Raw genomic sequence first — 15,846 nt, 5'->3', positions numbered from 1 at the left:
ATGTGGGAGCGAGCCTGCTCGCGATGGCATCGGTACGTTCAACGCGATTTTCAGCTCAGACGAAACCCACCCATCTGCCGCGCCAAATCATCCGCCAACCGCTGCAGCGTCTGACAGTCCTCCCGACACGCCCTGACCTCCCCCGCCGTCGCCCGTGCCAGATCGGAAATGCCCTGCACGTTGCGGTTGATCTCTTCGGTCACCGCCGACTGCTCTTCCGTGGCCGTCGCCACCTGGTGGTTCATGTCGCTGATGCGCTCGACCTGCCCGGTAATCGCAGTCAACGACGCCCCGGTGCGCTGGCTCGACTCAACCCCGGTGCCGGTCGCGGCCTGCCCGGAGTGCATCGACGACACCGCGTTCTCCGCGCCTTGCTTGAGGCTGCCGATCATCTGCTGAATCTCGTCGGTCGACGTCTGCGTACGCCGCGCCAGGGTGCGTACCTCATCGGCCACCACGGCGAATCCACGCCCCATGTCGCCGGCCCGCGCCGCTTCGATGGCGGCGTTCAGCGCCAGCAAATTGGTCTGCTCGGAAATCCCGCGAATCACCGCCAGCACCTGATCGATCGACGCCACCTGATCGGCCAGCTCGCCCACTGCGCTGGCTGCAACGCCGATCTCATCGGACATGCTTTCGATGTGCCGAATGGACCCGCCCACCACTTCCCGCGCCTGCATCGCCTCATCCCGCGCATTTTGCGAGGCGAGCGCCGCGTTACCGGCGTTCTGTGCGATTTCCTGCACAGTCAGGCCCATTTCATGGACCGCCGTGGCGACCATGTCAGTCATTTCCTGCTGACGCCCGGAGCGCTCGGCCGTGTTATCCACCACCCGTGCCACCTGACCGACCGCTGTGCGCAATTGGTCGCTGGTGGTCAGCACTTCGCCAATCATGTCGCGCTGACTGTCGAGAAACCGATTGAAACCGCGAGCCAGATCACCCAGCTCATCAGCGCGACTGGCATCCAGCCGATGGGTCAAATCTCCACCGCCGCTACCAATGGCCACCAATGCCGCTGTTACCTGACGAATCGGTCTGACCAGCCCACGGGCCAGCAGCACCACCAGCAACAGGCACACCAGCGCCACCGCCAGGCCGATGCCGCTGCTCATCCACAGGGCGCGACGGGCTTCAGCATAGATCTGCGACTGTGGCACTTCGGCCACCAGGGTCCAGCCCAGATCCCGCAGCGGCAGGCTCAACGCGAGGAAGTCTTCGCCGTCACGCTGGAAACGGCTGTGGGTGGCACCAGCTTTGGAGGTAGAGAGTTGACCCATCACTGCTTGGGCGGCTGACGCGCCAATCTGCTCGACCAGGGTGCGTTTGCCGCTGAACTGCGCCTCGGGATGGACCTGGATCAAACCGTCGGAACGCACGAGATAGACCTTGCCGCGCTCACCGAAGCTGAAATTGTGGATCAGCTCCGACAGCTCTTTCATGCTCAGGCCAAGCCCGGCAACGCCCACGACCTTGCCGGCCTGCTCGACCTTGAGATCAATGAAAAGCGCCAACTCTCCGGTGGCCGTGTCGTTGTCGATATTGAGGGTGCGCGGCTGGTTGCTGTCGAGAAACGAATAGAACCAGGCGTCCTTGGGGTTGGAACGGCTGAGGGTGCGATCCAGGCCTTTTTCGGTGTAGTAGTGGCTGGAAGCGCCCCCGACAATCAGCGCGGTAAAGGCTTTGTGCTCGGCGCGAATGCCTTCCAGATAGTTCACGAATGCTGGGGTCTGGGCACTGTTTTCACCCCCGGCCAGCCATTCGCGCACCATGCTGTTGCTGGCGATGTCCTTGGCGGCGGTGAGGGGTTGAACGAGGATCCGCTCGATGTCGTTGCGCATCGCCTCGATGCTCGACGGCAGCGCCTGCTCGACCAGATAGCGCTCGGCGAGGCGGTTGACCACCAGGGTATAAATGCCAACCACAATCAGAATGCTGACCAGCAGGGCGGTGCCCATGCTCAGGATCAACTGCCATTGAATACTGCGTCGCCAGAACTGCATGGTGCACCCCCAAAGAATAAGAGGCTGAAACACTGCAACAGCCGTGCCGATTGTATACAAACAAATCGACAATCTATTCTTTGGTTGTGCGCAAAGCCGATCAGGCCTGATTGATCGTCTTGGAGATCACTTCAACCGTGGCGCTGACTTGCTCTTGGTAACGGTCGAGTTCGAGCTTGTGTTGCTTCTGCATTTCGATCTGCTGCGAACACAGATTCATCGCGGCCAGCACCAGCAGGCGGTCACCGATCAGCGTCGGGTACTTTCTTTTGGTGTCGGCCAGGGCAGCCTTCAGCATCATTGCAGCGTCCAGCAGGGTTTGCTCCTCCCCGGCTGGCGCCTTGATCGAATAGTCCTCCCCCAGAATCGAGATGACTCTTACCCCTGCGGCGTTGTAACTCATGCGCTGACTGGGCCTGCGCTGACGCGCTCAACCAGGGCCTGGATGCGTGCCGCGGTGGCGCCCTGCTTCTCTTCCTGCTCCATCAGGCTCAGTTGCAGGCTTTCGTTTTCATCTTTGGCCTGGGCCAGTTCTGCGCTCAGGGCCTGGTTGGTGCTGAGCAAGCTCTGGTTCTGTTGCACCAGGTCGCTGACCAGTTGTTCCAATTGGCTTAGGGATGCTTCCAACATTTTGATTTTCCGGGGTTTTTCAAAGGGCGCGTACGATAAAGAAAAGTCACGGTGGATGCCAGGGTTATACGGGCGCAAAGCCTTGATTTTCCTGACGGCGACTGTCCTCGCGAGTTTTAAAGACTGTGATTGGCTCATCTGGTTCCTGCACTTCGTCGCCCGCCTTTATGCAGGAGCGAGTTCGCTCGCGATGCTGGTCAACGATTACGCGTTCTTCCAGACAGCCCGCGTAATCGTTGCCGTCCATCGCGAGCAGGCTCGCTCCTACAGAGAACGACCGGTTAGCGGCAAAAACCGCGTAGCGGCTCAAGACTTGAGGCGCATGACCGATATGTCATCCATACAGCAGCCTCAGCCCCGCACGGACGCGCTCATTTTGGTACCCGCCATGTCCCTTCGAAATATGAATATTGCTCCACGGGCGTTCCTCAGCTTCGCCCTGATCGGCGGCTTGATGATGATTCTGGGGGTGTTTGCCTTGAATCAGATGAGCAAGATCCGTGGCGCCGCCGAAGAAATCACCTTGAACAGCGTGCCGAGCATCCAGAGCCTCGATGAGTTCACCCAACTCACCTTGCGCCTGCGCGTGCTGTCGTATCGCTTGCTGGTCAATCGCGAACCGGACGTCCAGCAGAAAACCATGGAATTGCTGGAGACGCGCAACCAGCAGATCCGCGCCGCACAAGCGACCTATGAAAAACTGATCGCCAGCCCGCAGGAACGCGCAGCCTACGACCAATACGTGCAGTTGCTGGGGCAATACCGCCAGATCGAAGACCGGATGAAGACCCTGTCACGCAACAATCAGGTCGATGAGCTGCGCACACTGCTCAACACCGATTTGCTCAACAACGCCGAGGCCGTGAACGCTGTGTTGAACCGACTGCTGGAGATCAATACCCAGCAGACCCACGACACCAACCAGCAGGCCGCCGATCAATATGATTCGGCGTTCGATCTGGTCATCGCCTTGCTGGTGGCCGCCACCGCACTGACCCTGGCCCTCGCCTGGTCGCTGACCAACAGCATCACCAAACCCATCGCCAATGCCCTGGGTGCCGCCGAAAGCATCGCCGAAGGCGACCTGACTCGCCCGATCACGGTCGACGGCGAGGACGAGGCTGGTCGCTTGCTGGCGGCGATGGCAAAGATGCAGGACAAACTGCGCGACACCCTGCAGCGGATTTCCGGCTCGGCCACGCAACTGGCCTCGGCCGCTGAAGAACTCAACAGCGTCACCGACGAAAGCGCTCGCGGCCTGACCCGGCAGAATAACGAGATCGAGCAGGCCGCCACCGCGGTCAACGAGATGACCAGTGCCGTGGAAGAAGTCGCGCGCAACGCCGTCAGCACCTCCGAAGCCTCGCAGAGTGCCACCGCTTCTGCCGGGGATGGCCGCGACCTGGTGCAGGAAACCGTCAGCGCCATCGAACGCATGAGCGCCGACGTGCAAAGCACCGCGACCCTGATCGGCGACCTGGCCAATGAGTCCCGCGACATCGGCAAGGTGCTGGATGTGATTCGCGGGCTGGCCGATCAGACCAACCTGCTGGCGTTGAACGCCGCGATCGAAGCAGCCCGTGCGGGTGAAGCCGGTCGCGGGTTTGCCGTGGTGGCGGACGAAGTGCGGGCCCTGGCCCATCGCACCCAACAGTCGACCAGCGAAATCGAACGCATGATCGGCAGCATCCAGAGCGGCACCGAGCACGCGGTGGATTCGATGCGCAACAGCACCGAGCGCGCCGAGTCGACCCTGAACATCGCCCGTGGTGCCGGAATGTCGCTGGACACCATCAACAGCGCCATCGTCGAAATCAACCAGCGCAACCTGGTGATCGCCAGCGCCGCAGAAGAACAGGCGCAGGTGGCCCGTGAAGTGGACCGCAACCTGGTGAACATCCGAGACCTGCCGGTGCAATCGGCCACGGGCGCCAACCAGACCAGCGCGGCGAGCAGCGAGCTGTCGCGGCTGGCGGTGGATCTGAATACCATGGTCGGACGCTTTAGCCTGTAACCGCTCCCTGTAGGAGCGAGCTCGCGATGCTGGTCAACGATTACGCGTACTTCCAGACAGCCCGCGTAATCGTTGACGTCCATCGCGAGCAGGCTCGCTCCTGCAGGGTTCTGCGTTTAAAAAGCTTTTTGACAGCATCACATTTCAACAGGTTAGAATCGCTGGCACGCAGACTGCATGGTCAGTTTGTGCCCGCCTCTCAGCTTTCCGGAGTACTGCCTTTGAATGCGACGACCATCAACAGCCTGTTCTTGATCGGCGCGTTGCTGGTAGGTGCGAGCATTCTGGTGAGCTCACTTTCGTCGCGCCTCGGCATCCCGATTCTGGTGATCATCCTGGCCGTCGGCATGACCGCCGGCGTCGATGGCGGCGGCATTATTTTCGACAATTACCCGACGGCCTATCTCGTCGGCAACCTCGCGTTGGCGGTAATCCTGCTCGACGGCGGGTTACGCACCCGAGTCTCGAGTTTCCGTGTGGCGTTGTGGCCCGCGTTGTCACTGGCGACCATCGGCGTGTTGATCACCACCGGGCTGACCGGGATGGCCGCCGCCTGGTTGTTCAACCTGAACCTGATTCAAGGCCTGTTGATCGGCGCCATCGTCGGCTCTACCGACGCCGCGGCGGTGTTTTCGCTGTTGGGCGGCAAAGGTCTGAACGAACGGGTGACGGCGAGCCTGGAAATCGAATCCGGCAGCAACGACCCGATGGCGGTGTTCCTCACCGTGACCCTGATCGACATGCTCGCCAGCGGCCAGACCGGCCTGCACTGGAGCCTGTTGACCCACCTGGTGCGCGAGTTCGGCATCGGCGGCTTCATTGGCCTGGCGGGCGGCTGGCTCATGCTGCAATTGGTCAACCGCATCAATCTGGCCACCGGTCTGTATCCGATCCTGGTCATCGCCGGCGGTCTGGTGGTGTTTGCCCTGACCAACGCCCTGCATGGCAGCGGGTTCCTGGCGGTGTACCTGTGCGGCCTGGTGATCGGCAACCGTCCGGTGCGCAGTCGCCACGGCATCCTGCACATGCTCGACGGCATGGCCTGGCTGGCACAGATCGGCATGTTCCTGGTACTGGGACTGCTGGTCACGCCCCATGACCTGCTGCCGATTGCACTGCCGGCACTGGGCCTGGCGCTGTGGATGATTCTGTTTGCCCGGCCGCTGTCGGTGGTGGTCGGCCTGCTGCCGTTCAAGGCGTTCCACGGCCGCGAAAAGGCGTTCATTTCCTGGGTCGGCTTGCGCGGCGCGGTGCCGATCATTCTGGCAGTGTTCCCGCTGATGGCCGGTCTGCCCAACGCCCAACTCTACTTCAATCTGGCGTTCTTCATCGTGCTCGTTTCGCTGCTGGTACAGGGCACCAGCCTGCCGTGGGTGGCGAAGCTGTTGAAAGTGACCGTACCGCCGGAGCCCGCGCCGATCTCCCGCTCTGCCCTGGAAGTGCACGTCACCAGCGAGTGGGAGCTGTTCATTTATCGCCTCGGTGCCGAGAAATGGTGCATCGGCTCGCCCCTTCGCGAACTGAAAATGCCCGAGGGCACCCGTATCGCGGCCCTGTTTCGTGGCCAGCAACTGCTCCATCCGTCGGGTAGTACGGTGCTCGAAGTCGATGATTTGCTCTGTGTCATCGGCCATGAACACAACCTTCCGGCCCTCGGAAAACTGTTCAGCCAGGCACCGCAACGCGGTCTCGATTTGCGCTTCTTCGGCGACTTCGTACTCGAAGGAGATGCCCAGTTGGCCGCGGTTGCCGCCCTGTACGGGTTGAAAGTCGACGGCATCGATCCGGACATGTCCCTGGGGCACTTCATCGCCCAGAAAGTCGGGGGCGCCCCCATCGTCGGTGACCAGGTGGAATGGAACAACACCATTTGGACCGTCGCCGTCATGGACGGGAACAAGATCGCCAAAGTGGGCGTCAGATTCCCCGAAGGAAGTCGCCCGGGTCCGGGCCTCTTCCTCTAAACTCCACACTTCGTTTCGCTTTTTGATCGGTCTCTATGTCAAGCCTGCGCACCTTTTTTGTCATGGTCCTTCTGGGCCTGAGCCTCTCCGTCGGTACGTTACAAGCCGCCGAACCGCCGTCCCGCGAAGCCGTGCAAGCGAGCCTGGACAAAATCGCCGACCGCAAACTGCCGGAAGCCGATCAAAAGGCCCTGCAATCGGTCCTGCAAAACACGCTGACACAGCTCAACAACCGGCGTGATTACGAGCAGAAGCTCAGCGATCTCAAGCAGCAGCTGGCCACCGCGCCCAAACAGACCATCGAAAACCAGCGCGAGCTGGCGCGTCTCAAGGCCAGCAGCGTGGTACCGGTGGCGCAACGCTTTACCAAAGAGTCGATTCAGCAACTTGAGCAAATGCTGACCGATCGTTCGACCCAGCAAAGCGATCTGCAAAAAGCCCTGGGCGACGCCAATACCCTGATCATTACCGCCCAGACCCGCCCCGAGCGCGCCCAGGCAGAGATTTCAGCCAGCCAGACGCGCATTCAGCAGATCAACAACATCCTCAAGACCGGCAAGGACAGCGGCAAGACGTTGAGCGCCGAGCAACGCGACCAGTTGAATGCCGAGCAGGCGGCACTGAACGCCCTGATCCCGCTGCGACGCCAGGAACTGGCCGGCAACACCCAACTGCAAGATCTGGGCAACAGCCAGCATGACCTGCTCTCGGAACGCTCCGACCGTCTCGACCAGGAAATTCAGGACCTGCAAAGCCTGATCAACCAGAAGCGCCTGGCCCAATCCCAGGAAACGGTGACGCAGCAATCCATCGAAGCGCAGAAGGCGGGGGGCAGCAGCCTGCTGGCCACCGAAAGCGCGGCCAACCTGAAGCTTTCCGACTACCTGCTCAAAAGCACTGACCGCCTCAATGAAGTCACCCAGCAGAACCTGCAGACCAAGCAACAACTGGACAGCCTGACCCAGAGCGATTCGGCCCTGGACGAGCAAATCAACGTGCTCAAGGGCAGCCTGCTGCTGTCGAAGATCCTCTACAAACAGAAACAGGCCCTGCCGCGCCTGAGGGTCGACCGCAACCTGGCCGACCAGATCGCCGACATCCGCCTGTATCAATTCGAAGTCAGCCAGCAACGGGAATTGCTCAGCAACCCGGCCACGTATGTCGACAACTTGCTGTCGACCCAAACGCCCGAGCAAGTCACCCCGCAACTACGCAAAAGCCTGCTGGAACTGGCCACGACCCGCGCCGACCTGCTGGAACGCCTGAACCGCGAGCTGAGCGCGGTGCTCAATGAATCGATCACGCTGCAACTGAATCAGAAGCAACTGCTCAGCACCGCGCAAAGCCTGCGGGCGACGCTGGATGAGCAGATGTTCTGGATTCCCAGCAACAAACCGCTGGACCTCGAATGGATACGCAGCGTACCGGAGCGTCTGCAACGCCAGGTCGACAGCCTGCCGCTGGCCTCGAGCCTGAGCGAGCTGACCGATGGCCTGACCCAGCGGCCGCTGCTGTTCCTGCCACTGGCGCTGCTGATCGGTGCCCTGCTGTGGCGACGCAAGAATCTGTACGCCCGCCTGAACAAGGTTCACCAGGACATCGGCCACTTCAAGCGCGACAGCCAGTGGCACACGCCTCAGGCGATCCTGATCAATATCCTGCTGGCCATGCCGGTTTCGCTGGGCCTGGGCTTGTGCGGCCTGGCGCTGCAAATCGACGCCCGCGGGCAGAACGCCAATATGGGCGCGGCGCTGCTGCAAATGGCCGGGGCCTGGCTGGTGTTCTATACCGCCTATCGCATCCTCGCGCCGCGCGGTGTGGCGGAACTGCACTTCCGCTGGGAAAAGCCCCAGGTCGAGTTCCTGCGCGGCTGGATCCGTCGTCTGGGCATGGTCGTCATGGCTCTGGTGACAGTCGTGGCCGTGGCCGAACTGCAACCGGCGGCGCTGGCCGATGACGTGCTCGGCATGCCGGTGGTGCTGATCTGCTACGCCCTGATGACCTTGCTGCTCAGCCGCCTGCTGATCGGCAGCCCGACCCATGAAAACGCTTCGCTGTTCCGCAAAGCGGTGGGGATTCTGTTCACGGCCCTGCCGGTCGCCCTGTTCGTCGCCGTGTGCTTCGGCTACTACTACACCGCGCTGAAACTCAGCGACCGCTTGATCAACACGTTGTACCTGCTGATGTTCTGGCTGGTGATCGAGGCCACCTTCGTACGCGGCCTCAGCGTGGCCGCCCGGCGTCTGGCCTACCAGCGCGCCCTGGCCAAACGTCAGGCCGCCAAAGAGGCCGGCGACGGCGAAGCGGTCATCGAAGAACCGACCATGGACATCGAGAAGGTCAACGAACAGTCCCTGCGCCTGATCCGCCTGGCACTGCTCGGCGGCTTCATCGCAGCGCTGTATTGGGTCTGGGCCGACCTGATCACCGTGTTCTCGTACCTGGACAACATCACCCTCTACGAATACACCAGCGGCACCGGCGCCAACATGAGCATGGTGCCGATCAGCATCGGCGACATGCTCGGCGCGCTGATCATCATCGGCATCACCTTTGCCCTGGCGCGTAACTTGCCGGGCCTGCTGGAAGTGTTGGTGCTGTCGAAACTCAACCTGGCCCAGGGCAGCGCCTACGCCACCACCACGCTGCTGTCCTATGTGATCGCTGGCGTCGGTTTCGTCTCGACCCTGTCGACCCTTGGCGTGAGTTGGGACAAGTTGCAATGGCTGGTGGCGGCACTCTCGGTCGGCCTCGGTTTCGGTATGCAGGAGATCTTCGCCAACTTCATCTCCGGCATCATGATCCTGTTCGAACGCCCGGTGCGGATCGGCGACACCATCACCATCGGCAACCTGTCGGGGACGGTGAGCAAGATCCGCATCCGCGCCACGACCATCACCGACTTCGACCGCAAGGACATCATTGTCCCGAACAAAACGTTCATTACCGGGCAATTGATCAACTGGTCGCTGACCGACACCATCACCCGGGTCACCCTCAAGCTTGGCGTCGATTACGGATCGGACCTGGACCTGGTCAAAGAACTGCTGTTGAAAGCGGCCCGCGATAACCCCCGCGTGCTGAAGGATCCGGAACCGCATGTGTACTTCCTGAACTTTGGTGAAAGTACCCTCGACCACGAGTTGCGCATGCACGTGCGCGATCTCGGCGACCGAAACCCGGTGATCGATGAAGTCAACCGCTTCATCAACCGCGAGTTCAAGAAACAGCACATCAACATCTCGTTCCGGCAGATGGAGGTCTACCTCAAGAACCTCCACGGTCAGGAATACAAGTTGGTGCCGATCGAGCCGGAAACCAAAACCACCGCGTCGCCCGTTGATGGCAAACCGCAGCAAGAGCCGCCCGCCGCCAAACTCGACTAACCGGCCATTCCCCAGCAGAATGCTCGGACATTCTGCTGGAGACGGCCTTTGAAAGCCCTCGACGAACTGACCTTCGATAATCGCTTCGACCGCCTGGGCGACGCGTTTTCCGCCCATGTGTTGCCCGAGCCCATCGACAACCCGCGCCTGGTCGTGGCCAGCCCTGCCGCCATGGCGCTACTGGACCTCGACCCGGCCGTCGCCGAAACCCAGGAGTTCGCCGAGTTGTTCAGCGGCCACAAACTCTGGGCCGATGCCATTCCGAGGGCGATGGTCTACTCCGGTCATCAGTTCGGCTCCTACAACCCGCAACTGGGCGACGGTCGCGGATTGTTGTTGGGCGAGGTGTACAACGAGGCCGGCGAACATTGGGACCTGCACCTCAAAGGCGCCGGCCAGACGCCCTTCTCGCGCATGGGCGACGGACGGGCCGTGCTGCGTTCGTCGATCCGTGAATTCCTCGCCTCCGAAGCCCTGCACGCCCTGAACATCCCGACCACCCGGGCGCTGTGCGTGATCGGCTCCGATACACCGGTCTGGCGCGAGAAACAGGAACGCGCAGCCATGGTCTTGCGCCTGGCACCGAGCCATGTACGCTTCGGGCATTTCGAATATTTCTACTACACCAAGCGTCCCGAGCAGCAGAAAGAACTGGGCGATCACATCCTCGCCATGCACTTTCCCGAGTGCCTGGAACAACCGGAACCTTATCTGGCGATGTTCCGCGAGATCGTCGAGCGCAACGCCGAACTGATCGCCAAGTGGCAGGCGTACGGCTTTTGCCACGGGGTGATGAATACCGACAACATGTCGATCCTGGGCATCACCTTCGACTTCGGCCCGTTCGCCTTCCTCGACGACTTCGACGCCAACTTCATCTGTAACCACTCCGATGACCAGGGCCGCTACTCCTTCAGCAACCAGGTGCCCATCGGCCAATGGAACCTCAGCGCCCTGGCTCAGGCCCTGACGCCGTTCATCAGCGTCGAGGCCCTGCGCGAAACACTGGGGCTGTACCTGCCGCTGTTCCAGGCCCATTACCTCGACCTGATGCGTCGCCGCCTCGGCCTGACCACAGCTGAAGACGATGACCAGAAACTGCTGGAGCACCTGCTGCAACTGATGCAAAACAGCGGCGTGGATTACAGCCTGTTCTTCCGCCGCCTGGGTGAAGAATCACCGGAAGCGGCCGTCGCCCGTTTGCGCGATGACTTCGTCGACCTCAAGGGTTTCGATGCCTGGGGCGAGCAGTACATCGCCCGGGTAGCCCGGGAAGGCGAACTGAATCAGGAACAACGCCGTGCCCGGATGCATGCGGTCAACCCGCTGTACGTCCTGCGTAACTACCTGGCGCAAAAGGCTATCGATGCCGCCGAACGTGGCGATTACTCGGAAGTCCAACGCCTGCACGCGGTGCTGAGCAAGCCGTTCGAGGAGCAACCGGGGATGGAAAGCTACGCCGAACGGCCACCTGAATGGGGCAAGCATCTGGAGATCAGTTGCTCGTCGTGAGACGTGTCAGATAAAGACCTCCGCCGACACACCAAAGCGCTCGGCCAGCCAGCGGATCTGACGCAAGTTGAGCTGGCGCTTGCCGCTCAGGATCTCGGAAACGACAGACTGAGCGCCGACGCCCGGCAGGTCGCTCTGGCTCAGGCCGTGCTCACGCATCAAGTAGCCAAGAACCTCGACCCCGCCAGGCTTCGGCATCGGGTGATGCTTATGATCCCACTCCTCAATCCAGTCACCGATGATATCCACCAGGCTCATCAGCGGGTGGGACTCATCATCGCCGGTCATCTCGAGCAACTCGTCCAGCGCCTGTGCCAGCATGTCATAGTCATCTTCGCTTTTCGGTTTCCGAAGAAGCGGTGAGACAAACTCCCAGTGCTCGGCAGCTCTTTTGATCAGGATACTCATGTTCCTATCTCCTTCCATTTGCCGCGATCATATTCACGGTGGTCCAGCACACACTTGATATAAAGCTTCTGCGATCGATATCTGACAAAAGCTATCAGCCGCAATTTGTTGCCACCGATATCGAAAACATGAAATTCACCCACCTTGTCGACCGCAGGAAATGTGGCTCTCATCGCCGCAAAGTCAGACGGATTGCTTCCTTTGGCCAATTGATACCAATGATCCAGCGCGCTGGCTGCCATTGGCCATTTGGCCTTGGCTTCGCGTACTCTTTTTTCGGTGAGAACATGCATGCAACATCCTTATCGCATTTTGCTATGGAAAGTTAATCTCAGATCGAAAATATCGCAAGTTGCGATATTCCTGAGCAGACCAGCGGTCCTCGCTCAGTGCGACTCAGCCTAGTTTCGTCGCCGGAGAGTGTGAGATTGAAAAGGTGAGCAAACGTCTCCAACTAGGAATTATCGGCTTCTATACAGGACCACGCTCATGACCGACCCACTCCTCATCCCCTGCCCCCACTGCAACGGCCTCAACCGTATCCCGGCCGAACGCCTGAATGACCATCCAAAATGCGGTCGCTGCAAAGCCGAGGTTCTGCTGAATAAACCGTTTGAGCTGAAACAAGGCGACTACGCCAGCCAGATCAAGGGCGATTTACCGTTGCTTGTGGACGTGTGGGCGGACTGGTGCGGGCCGTGCAAGTCCTTTGCACCGGTGTTCGAGCAGGTGGCCGGGCAATTGGCGGGCAAGTGTCGACTGGCCAAGCTGGACAGTGAGGCGAACCAGCAACTGTCGGCGCAGTTGGGCATTCGCTCGATTCCGAGCCTGATCCTGTTCAAGAACGGCCGGGAAGTCGCCCGCCAGAGCGGGGCGTTCCCGTTGCCGCAGCTGATGAGTTGGTTGCGTAGCCAGGGAATCTGAATGTAGGAGCGAGCTTGCTCGCGAAAAACCTGAGGGCGACGCGGCGTGTCAGGCTTCCAGCGTTATCGTTGACGACCATCGCGAGCAAGCTTGCTCCTACAGAGGTTTCAGGCGTTTTCCAGCAGGCTATGCAACTCAACGAACTGTTGCGTCAGCTTGTGCCGTGGATCGAGATGAATCAGCGGCGTATTGGCCTGATGGGATTCGCGCATGCGCACTGAGCTGGCCAGGTACACCGGCAATACCGGCAAGCCTTCGGCAATCAGTTCGTCGAGAATTTGCTGGGGCAGGCTGGCCCGGGCCTGGAACTGGTTGACCACGATGCCTTCGACTTCGAGACCCTCGTTGTGGTCTTCCTTCAACTCTTCTATTTCCGCCAGCAGGCCATAGAGCGCCTGACGCGAGAAACTGTCGCAATCGAAGGGGATCAACACACGATCAGCGGCAATCAGCGCAGAAACCGCATAAAAATTCAGCGCCGGCGGCGTATCGAGGTAAATTCGGTCGTAATCCTCATCGAGCTCTTCGAGCAACTTACGCAGCTTGTTGATCTTGTGCTTGGCCTCAAGCTTTGGCTGCAGGTCTGCCAGTTCGGCCGTGGCGGTGATGACATGGAGGTTATCGAACGGGGTTTCGTAGATATCGACCTGATTCTTTTTCGCGAACGGCCCGGAAGACAGGGTTTGCTTGAAGAAGTCGGCAATACCCATCGGGATGTCGTTGCCGGTGAGTCCCGTCAGGTACTGAGTGGAGTTGGCCTGGGCATCGAGATCCACCAACAGGGTACGGTAACCCTCGCTGGCACTGACCGCCGCCAGATTGCAGGCAATGCTGGATTTGCCCACACCACCTTTCTGATTGAACACCACGCGCCGCATGTCTAAACCTCCGTGTATCAAAGAATGACCGAGTGTAGTGGTCCTCGGCAGTGCTTCGCTACCTCGCAGAGACAGGGACCGCCCGGTCAGCCGATATCTCTCGCTGAAAAAGCCGCAAAAGGCCCATGGCGCGAAGACAGAACCGACAGACGGCCCCTCGACAATGTGAATCATTGTCAAACATAAGATTTTTCATGCACTGCCGATCCCTTATCATTGAGCAAAATGTAACCAGTATTTGCTACGCGTTGGTCGCACCGGGATAATGCTCGCCACTCGGCGCCAGGCGCCACGCAAGTGAGTCGTGGCTTTCAGCCAGTCACTGCGTCAAGCAAGCCCGCAAGGGCGGGATGAATGTCTGTGATCAATTTCAACATCGCCCAGTGGCGCGCGTGGGCCCCGGGGCTCGAAAGCGTGGACGATTGGCAGGTCTGGAGCCAACAGCCGGTTGTGTTGCCGGTCAGCGATGCGGCCCCCGACGTGTCATTTCTGCCAGCCATGCAGCGCCGTCGACTCAGCCGACTGGCGCGCATGGCGTTCAGCGTCGGCTGGCCATTGGCCGAAGGTCGCCAGGACCTGCCATTGGTCTTTATTTCCCGTCATGGCGAAACCCCTCGCACCCTCGACATTCTCAGCGACCTGGCCACCGACCAGCCGCTGTCGCCGACCCATTTCAGCCTTTCCGTGCACAACGCGATCATCGGCCTGTGGTCGATCATGCGCGGCGAAACCAGCGAAATGACGGCCCTGGCTGCGGCAGGCGATGGCCTGGAGCATGGCATGCTGGAGGCTGCGGCACTGCTGAAGGAAGGCGCGTCCGCGGTATTGGTGATCATCACCGAAGAACAACCGCCCCAGGCCTACTCGACCTGGATCGACGATGTGCCCTTCCCCTATGCCGTCGGCCTGCTGGTCACCCCCGGAAATGACTGGCAGCTGTCCCTGAACAGCCCCGCGGTTGCGTTGTCCAACGCTCGCTGGCCCCATGCGCTGAATCTATTGCCTACGCTGCTGGGCCAGCAAACCACCTGCCAACATGCCTGGAAAAATCGTGTATGGACCTGGCAACGCAACCTGTGACCGAGAAAAACCGCGACGCCTACTACTGGCGCCTGCTGGCCACCGCCGCAAGCTTTACCCTGTTCGGGGTGGGCGGCATGTGCCTGCGCCTGGTGATTTTCCCGCTGCTGGGCTGCCTGCCGGGCGATGCCCAGACCCACCGCTTGCGCGCGCGGCAAACCGTCAGTCGTTGCTTCTGGTTCTTCGTCCGGTTCATGACCCGTGTCGGGGTGCTGACCTACGACATTCAAGGCGCGGAAAAACTCGGCCGTCCGGGGCAAATGATCATTGCCAATCACCCGTCGCTGATCGACGTGGTGTTCCTGATCGGCCTGGTGCGCCACAGCAACTGCGTGGTCAAGCAAAGCCTGTGGGAAAACCCGTTCACCCGTGGCCCGTTGCGCCGCACCGACTACATCAGCAACGACGGCAGCATGGAGATGCTCGATGCCGCCGCCGACGCACTGAAAAACGGCCAGACCCTGATCATCTTTCCCGAAGGCACCCGCACCCAACCGGGCCAGGCGCCGGCCTTTCATCGGGGGGCTGCGGCAATAGCGCTGCGGGGTGCGAAAATCCTCACCCCGGTCGTTATCAAGGTCAGCCCGACCACATTGACCAAGGCCGAGCCCTGGTATCGGATCCCCAAACGGCGCGTGCACTTCAGTTTCCGTGTCGGGGCCGATATAGACCCACAGGCCTTCGCCGCGCAGGGCCCGCCTCCACAGGCCTCGCGCAAGCTCAACGACTATTTGCATTCTTACTTCATTAAGGAGCTCGCCGAAGATGAGCGATCTGCACACTAAGAACCTGGTGCTGGAAATAAAGGACCTGATCATCGAAGCCCTCGGCCTCGAGGACATGAGCGCCCAGGACATCGGCGACGACCAGACGCTGTTTGGCGAAGGCCTGGGCCTGGACTCGGTAGACGCCCTGGAACTCGGCCTGGCGATCCAGAAAAAATACGGCATCAAAATCGACGCCGATGACAAGGACACTCGTAATCACTTCAGCAACGTGGCGAGCCTTGCGGCGTTCGTCACTGCAAAACAGGCAGCTTGAGACCGG

At 60.6% G+C, this 15,846-nt stretch carries 15 protein-coding genes and 3 pseudogenes; 9 read left to right on the top strand and 9 right to left on the bottom strand.

Features of this window, described 5'->3' with window-relative positions:
* Positions 1-50 precede the first annotated feature (50 nt).
* The 5 genes and pseudogenes from ACGJAX_RS08225 to ACGJAX_RS08205 all read right to left on the bottom strand — a co-directional run bounded on the left by ACGJAX_RS08225 (position 51) and on the right by ACGJAX_RS08205 (position 2,943).
* Positions 51-758 (bottom strand): methyl-accepting chemotaxis protein, encoded by a 708-nt coding sequence (locus ACGJAX_RS08225; protein ID WP_390959822.1) that lies wholly within the window; start codon positions 756-758, stop codon positions 51-53.
* 204 nt (positions 759-962) lie between these two features.
* A pseudogene (locus ACGJAX_RS08220) lies at positions 963-1,841 on the bottom strand (cache domain-containing protein); the annotation flags it as partial.
* Positions 1,842-2,103: 262 nt separating this feature from the next.
* Entirely contained in the window at positions 2,104-2,406 is a 303-nt protein-coding gene (locus ACGJAX_RS08215; RefSeq protein ID WP_090328340.1) for a cell division protein ZapA, read from the bottom strand.
* Complete coding sequence (locus ACGJAX_RS08210; protein WP_090328338.1) at positions 2,403-2,633, bottom strand: hypothetical protein; 231 nt, start codon at positions 2,631-2,633, stop codon at positions 2,403-2,405. Before ACGJAX_RS08210 ends, ACGJAX_RS08215 begins: the two co-directional genes overlap by 4 nt.
* Before the next feature lie 64 nt (positions 2,634-2,697).
* Positions 2,698-2,943, bottom strand: coding sequence for a hypothetical protein (locus ACGJAX_RS08205; protein WP_390960048.1), 246 nt, complete (start codon positions 2,941-2,943; stop codon positions 2,698-2,700).
* Between ACGJAX_RS08205 and ACGJAX_RS08200 the strand changes: the two are divergent.
* From ACGJAX_RS08200 to selO, 5 genes and pseudogenes are all read left to right on the top strand, one after another.
* Positions 2,824-3,744: pseudogene (locus ACGJAX_RS08200) on the top strand (MCP four helix bundle domain-containing protein); the annotation flags it as partial. The gene ACGJAX_RS08205 and the pseudogene ACGJAX_RS08200 sit on opposite strands and share 120 nt — an antisense overlap.
* Positions 3,745-3,774: 30 nt before the next feature.
* Positions 3,775-4,647 carry a methyl-accepting chemotaxis protein gene (locus ACGJAX_RS08195; RefSeq protein ID WP_390959820.1) on the top strand — a complete coding sequence of 291 codons (873 nt, stop codon included), beginning with the start codon at positions 3,775-3,777 and terminating at the stop codon, positions 4,645-4,647.
* 221 nt (positions 4,648-4,868) lie between these two features.
* Positions 4,869-6,611, top strand: a complete 1,743-nt coding sequence (locus ACGJAX_RS08190; protein ID WP_090328335.1) for a potassium/proton antiporter — start codon at positions 4,869-4,871, stop codon at positions 6,609-6,611.
* Between the two features lie 35 nt (positions 6,612-6,646).
* Positions 6,647-9,997 (top strand): mechanosensitive channel MscK, encoded by a 3,351-nt coding sequence (gene mscK / locus ACGJAX_RS08185; protein ID WP_247257868.1) that lies wholly within the window; start codon positions 6,647-6,649, stop codon positions 9,995-9,997.
* A gap of 48 nt (positions 9,998-10,045) precedes the next feature.
* Positions 10,046-11,509, top strand: a complete 1,464-nt coding sequence (gene selO / locus ACGJAX_RS08180; RefSeq protein ID WP_390958316.1) for a protein adenylyltransferase SelO — start codon at positions 10,046-10,048, stop codon at positions 11,507-11,509.
* Between the two features lie 6 nt (positions 11,510-11,515).
* Here selO and ACGJAX_RS08175 read toward each other — a convergent pair whose 3' ends face one another.
* On the bottom strand, positions 11,516-11,917 hold the full coding sequence (locus ACGJAX_RS08175; RefSeq protein WP_390958315.1) for a type II toxin-antitoxin system HigA family antitoxin: 402 nt from the start codon (positions 11,915-11,917) through the stop codon (positions 11,516-11,518).
* Entirely contained in the window at positions 11,914-12,210 is a 297-nt protein-coding gene (locus ACGJAX_RS08170; protein ID WP_390958312.1) for a type II toxin-antitoxin system HigB family toxin, read from the bottom strand. Before ACGJAX_RS08170 ends, ACGJAX_RS08175 begins: the two co-directional genes overlap by 4 nt.
* Before the next feature lie 196 nt (positions 12,211-12,406).
* Between ACGJAX_RS08170 and trxC the strand changes: the two genes are divergently transcribed.
* The gene (gene trxC, locus ACGJAX_RS08165) at positions 12,407-12,841 is read left to right on the top strand and encodes a thioredoxin TrxC (protein WP_390958310.1); all 435 of its coding nucleotides are present in this window, start codon (positions 12,407-12,409) and stop codon (positions 12,839-12,841) included.
* 1 nt (position 12,842) lies between these two features.
* On the opposite strand, the pseudogene ACGJAX_RS08160 reads toward trxC, so the two are convergent.
* Both ACGJAX_RS08160 and ACGJAX_RS08155 read right to left on the bottom strand, forming a co-directional pair.
* A pseudogene (locus ACGJAX_RS08160) lies at positions 12,843-12,920 on the bottom strand (outer membrane lipoprotein carrier protein LolA); the annotation flags it as partial.
* 28 nt (positions 12,921-12,948) lie between these two features.
* A complete protein-coding gene (locus ACGJAX_RS08155) occupies positions 12,949-13,719 on the bottom strand; it encodes a ParA family protein (protein WP_090328322.1) in 771 nt (256 codons plus the stop codon).
* Between the two features lie 354 nt (positions 13,720-14,073).
* Between ACGJAX_RS08155 and ACGJAX_RS08150 the strand changes: the two genes are divergently transcribed.
* The 3 genes from ACGJAX_RS08150 to ACGJAX_RS08140 are packed head-to-tail and all read left to right on the top strand — an operon-like array spanning position 14,074 to position 15,840.
* Complete coding sequence (locus ACGJAX_RS08150) at positions 14,074-14,799, top strand: beta-ketoacyl synthase chain length factor (protein WP_390958308.1); 726 nt, start codon at positions 14,074-14,076, stop codon at positions 14,797-14,799.
* Positions 14,775-15,584, top strand: coding sequence for a 1-acyl-sn-glycerol-3-phosphate acyltransferase (locus ACGJAX_RS08145; RefSeq protein ID WP_090328317.1), 810 nt, complete (start codon positions 14,775-14,777; stop codon positions 15,582-15,584). The genes ACGJAX_RS08150 and ACGJAX_RS08145 overlap by 25 nt, the downstream gene beginning before the upstream one ends.
* Positions 15,565-15,840 (top strand): phosphopantetheine-binding protein, encoded by a 276-nt coding sequence (locus ACGJAX_RS08140; protein WP_090328314.1) that lies wholly within the window; start codon positions 15,565-15,567, stop codon positions 15,838-15,840. Before ACGJAX_RS08145 ends, ACGJAX_RS08140 begins: the two co-directional genes overlap by 20 nt.
* Positions 15,841-15,846: the final 6 nt, after the last annotated feature.

Source organism: Pseudomonas moorei (genome assembly GCF_042846945.1).
Taxonomy (GTDB): domain Bacteria; phylum Pseudomonadota; class Gammaproteobacteria; order Pseudomonadales; family Pseudomonadaceae; genus Aquipseudomonas; species Aquipseudomonas moorei.
This window is presented reverse-complemented; position numbering and strand designations above follow the sequence as displayed.

What these genes read in the sequence shown, in the direction of transcription:
- ACGJAX_RS08225 (WP_390959822.1), bottom strand. Translation starts at nt 758, where the DNA reads ATGGGCCTGACTGTGCAGGAAATCGCACAGAACGCCGGTAACGCGGCG.
- ACGJAX_RS08215 (WP_090328340.1), bottom strand. Translation starts at nt 2,406, where the DNA reads ATGAGTTACAACGCCGCAGGGGTAAGAGTCATCTCGATTCTGGGGGAG.
- ACGJAX_RS08210 (WP_090328338.1), bottom strand. Translation starts at nt 2,633, where the DNA reads ATGTTGGAAGCATCCCTAAGCCAATTGGAACAACTGGTCAGCGACCTG.
- ACGJAX_RS08195 (WP_390959820.1), top strand. Translation starts at nt 3,775, where the DNA reads ATGGCAAAGATGCAGGACAAACTGCGCGACACCCTGCAGCGGATTTCC.
- mscK (WP_247257868.1), top strand. Translation starts at nt 6,647, where the DNA reads ATGTCAAGCCTGCGCACCTTTTTTGTCATGGTCCTTCTGGGCCTGAGC.
- ACGJAX_RS08175 (WP_390958315.1), bottom strand. Translation starts at nt 11,917, where the DNA reads ATGAGTATCCTGATCAAAAGAGCTGCCGAGCACTGGGAGTTTGTCTCA.
- ACGJAX_RS08170 (WP_390958312.1), bottom strand. Translation starts at nt 12,210, where the DNA reads ATGCATGTTCTCACCGAAAAAAGAGTACGCGAAGCCAAGGCCAAATGG.
- trxC (WP_390958310.1), top strand. Translation starts at nt 12,407, where the DNA reads ATGACCGACCCACTCCTCATCCCCTGCCCCCACTGCAACGGCCTCAAC.
- ACGJAX_RS08155 (WP_090328322.1), bottom strand. Translation starts at nt 13,719, where the DNA reads ATGCGGCGCGTGGTGTTCAATCAGAAAGGTGGTGTGGGCAAATCCAGC.
- ACGJAX_RS08150 (WP_390958308.1), top strand. Translation starts at nt 14,074, where the DNA reads ATGTCTGTGATCAATTTCAACATCGCCCAGTGGCGCGCGTGGGCCCCG.
- ACGJAX_RS08145 (WP_090328317.1), top strand. Translation starts at nt 14,775, where the DNA reads ATGGACCTGGCAACGCAACCTGTGACCGAGAAAAACCGCGACGCCTAC.
- ACGJAX_RS08140 (WP_090328314.1), top strand. Translation starts at nt 15,565, where the DNA reads ATGAGCGATCTGCACACTAAGAACCTGGTGCTGGAAATAAAGGACCTG.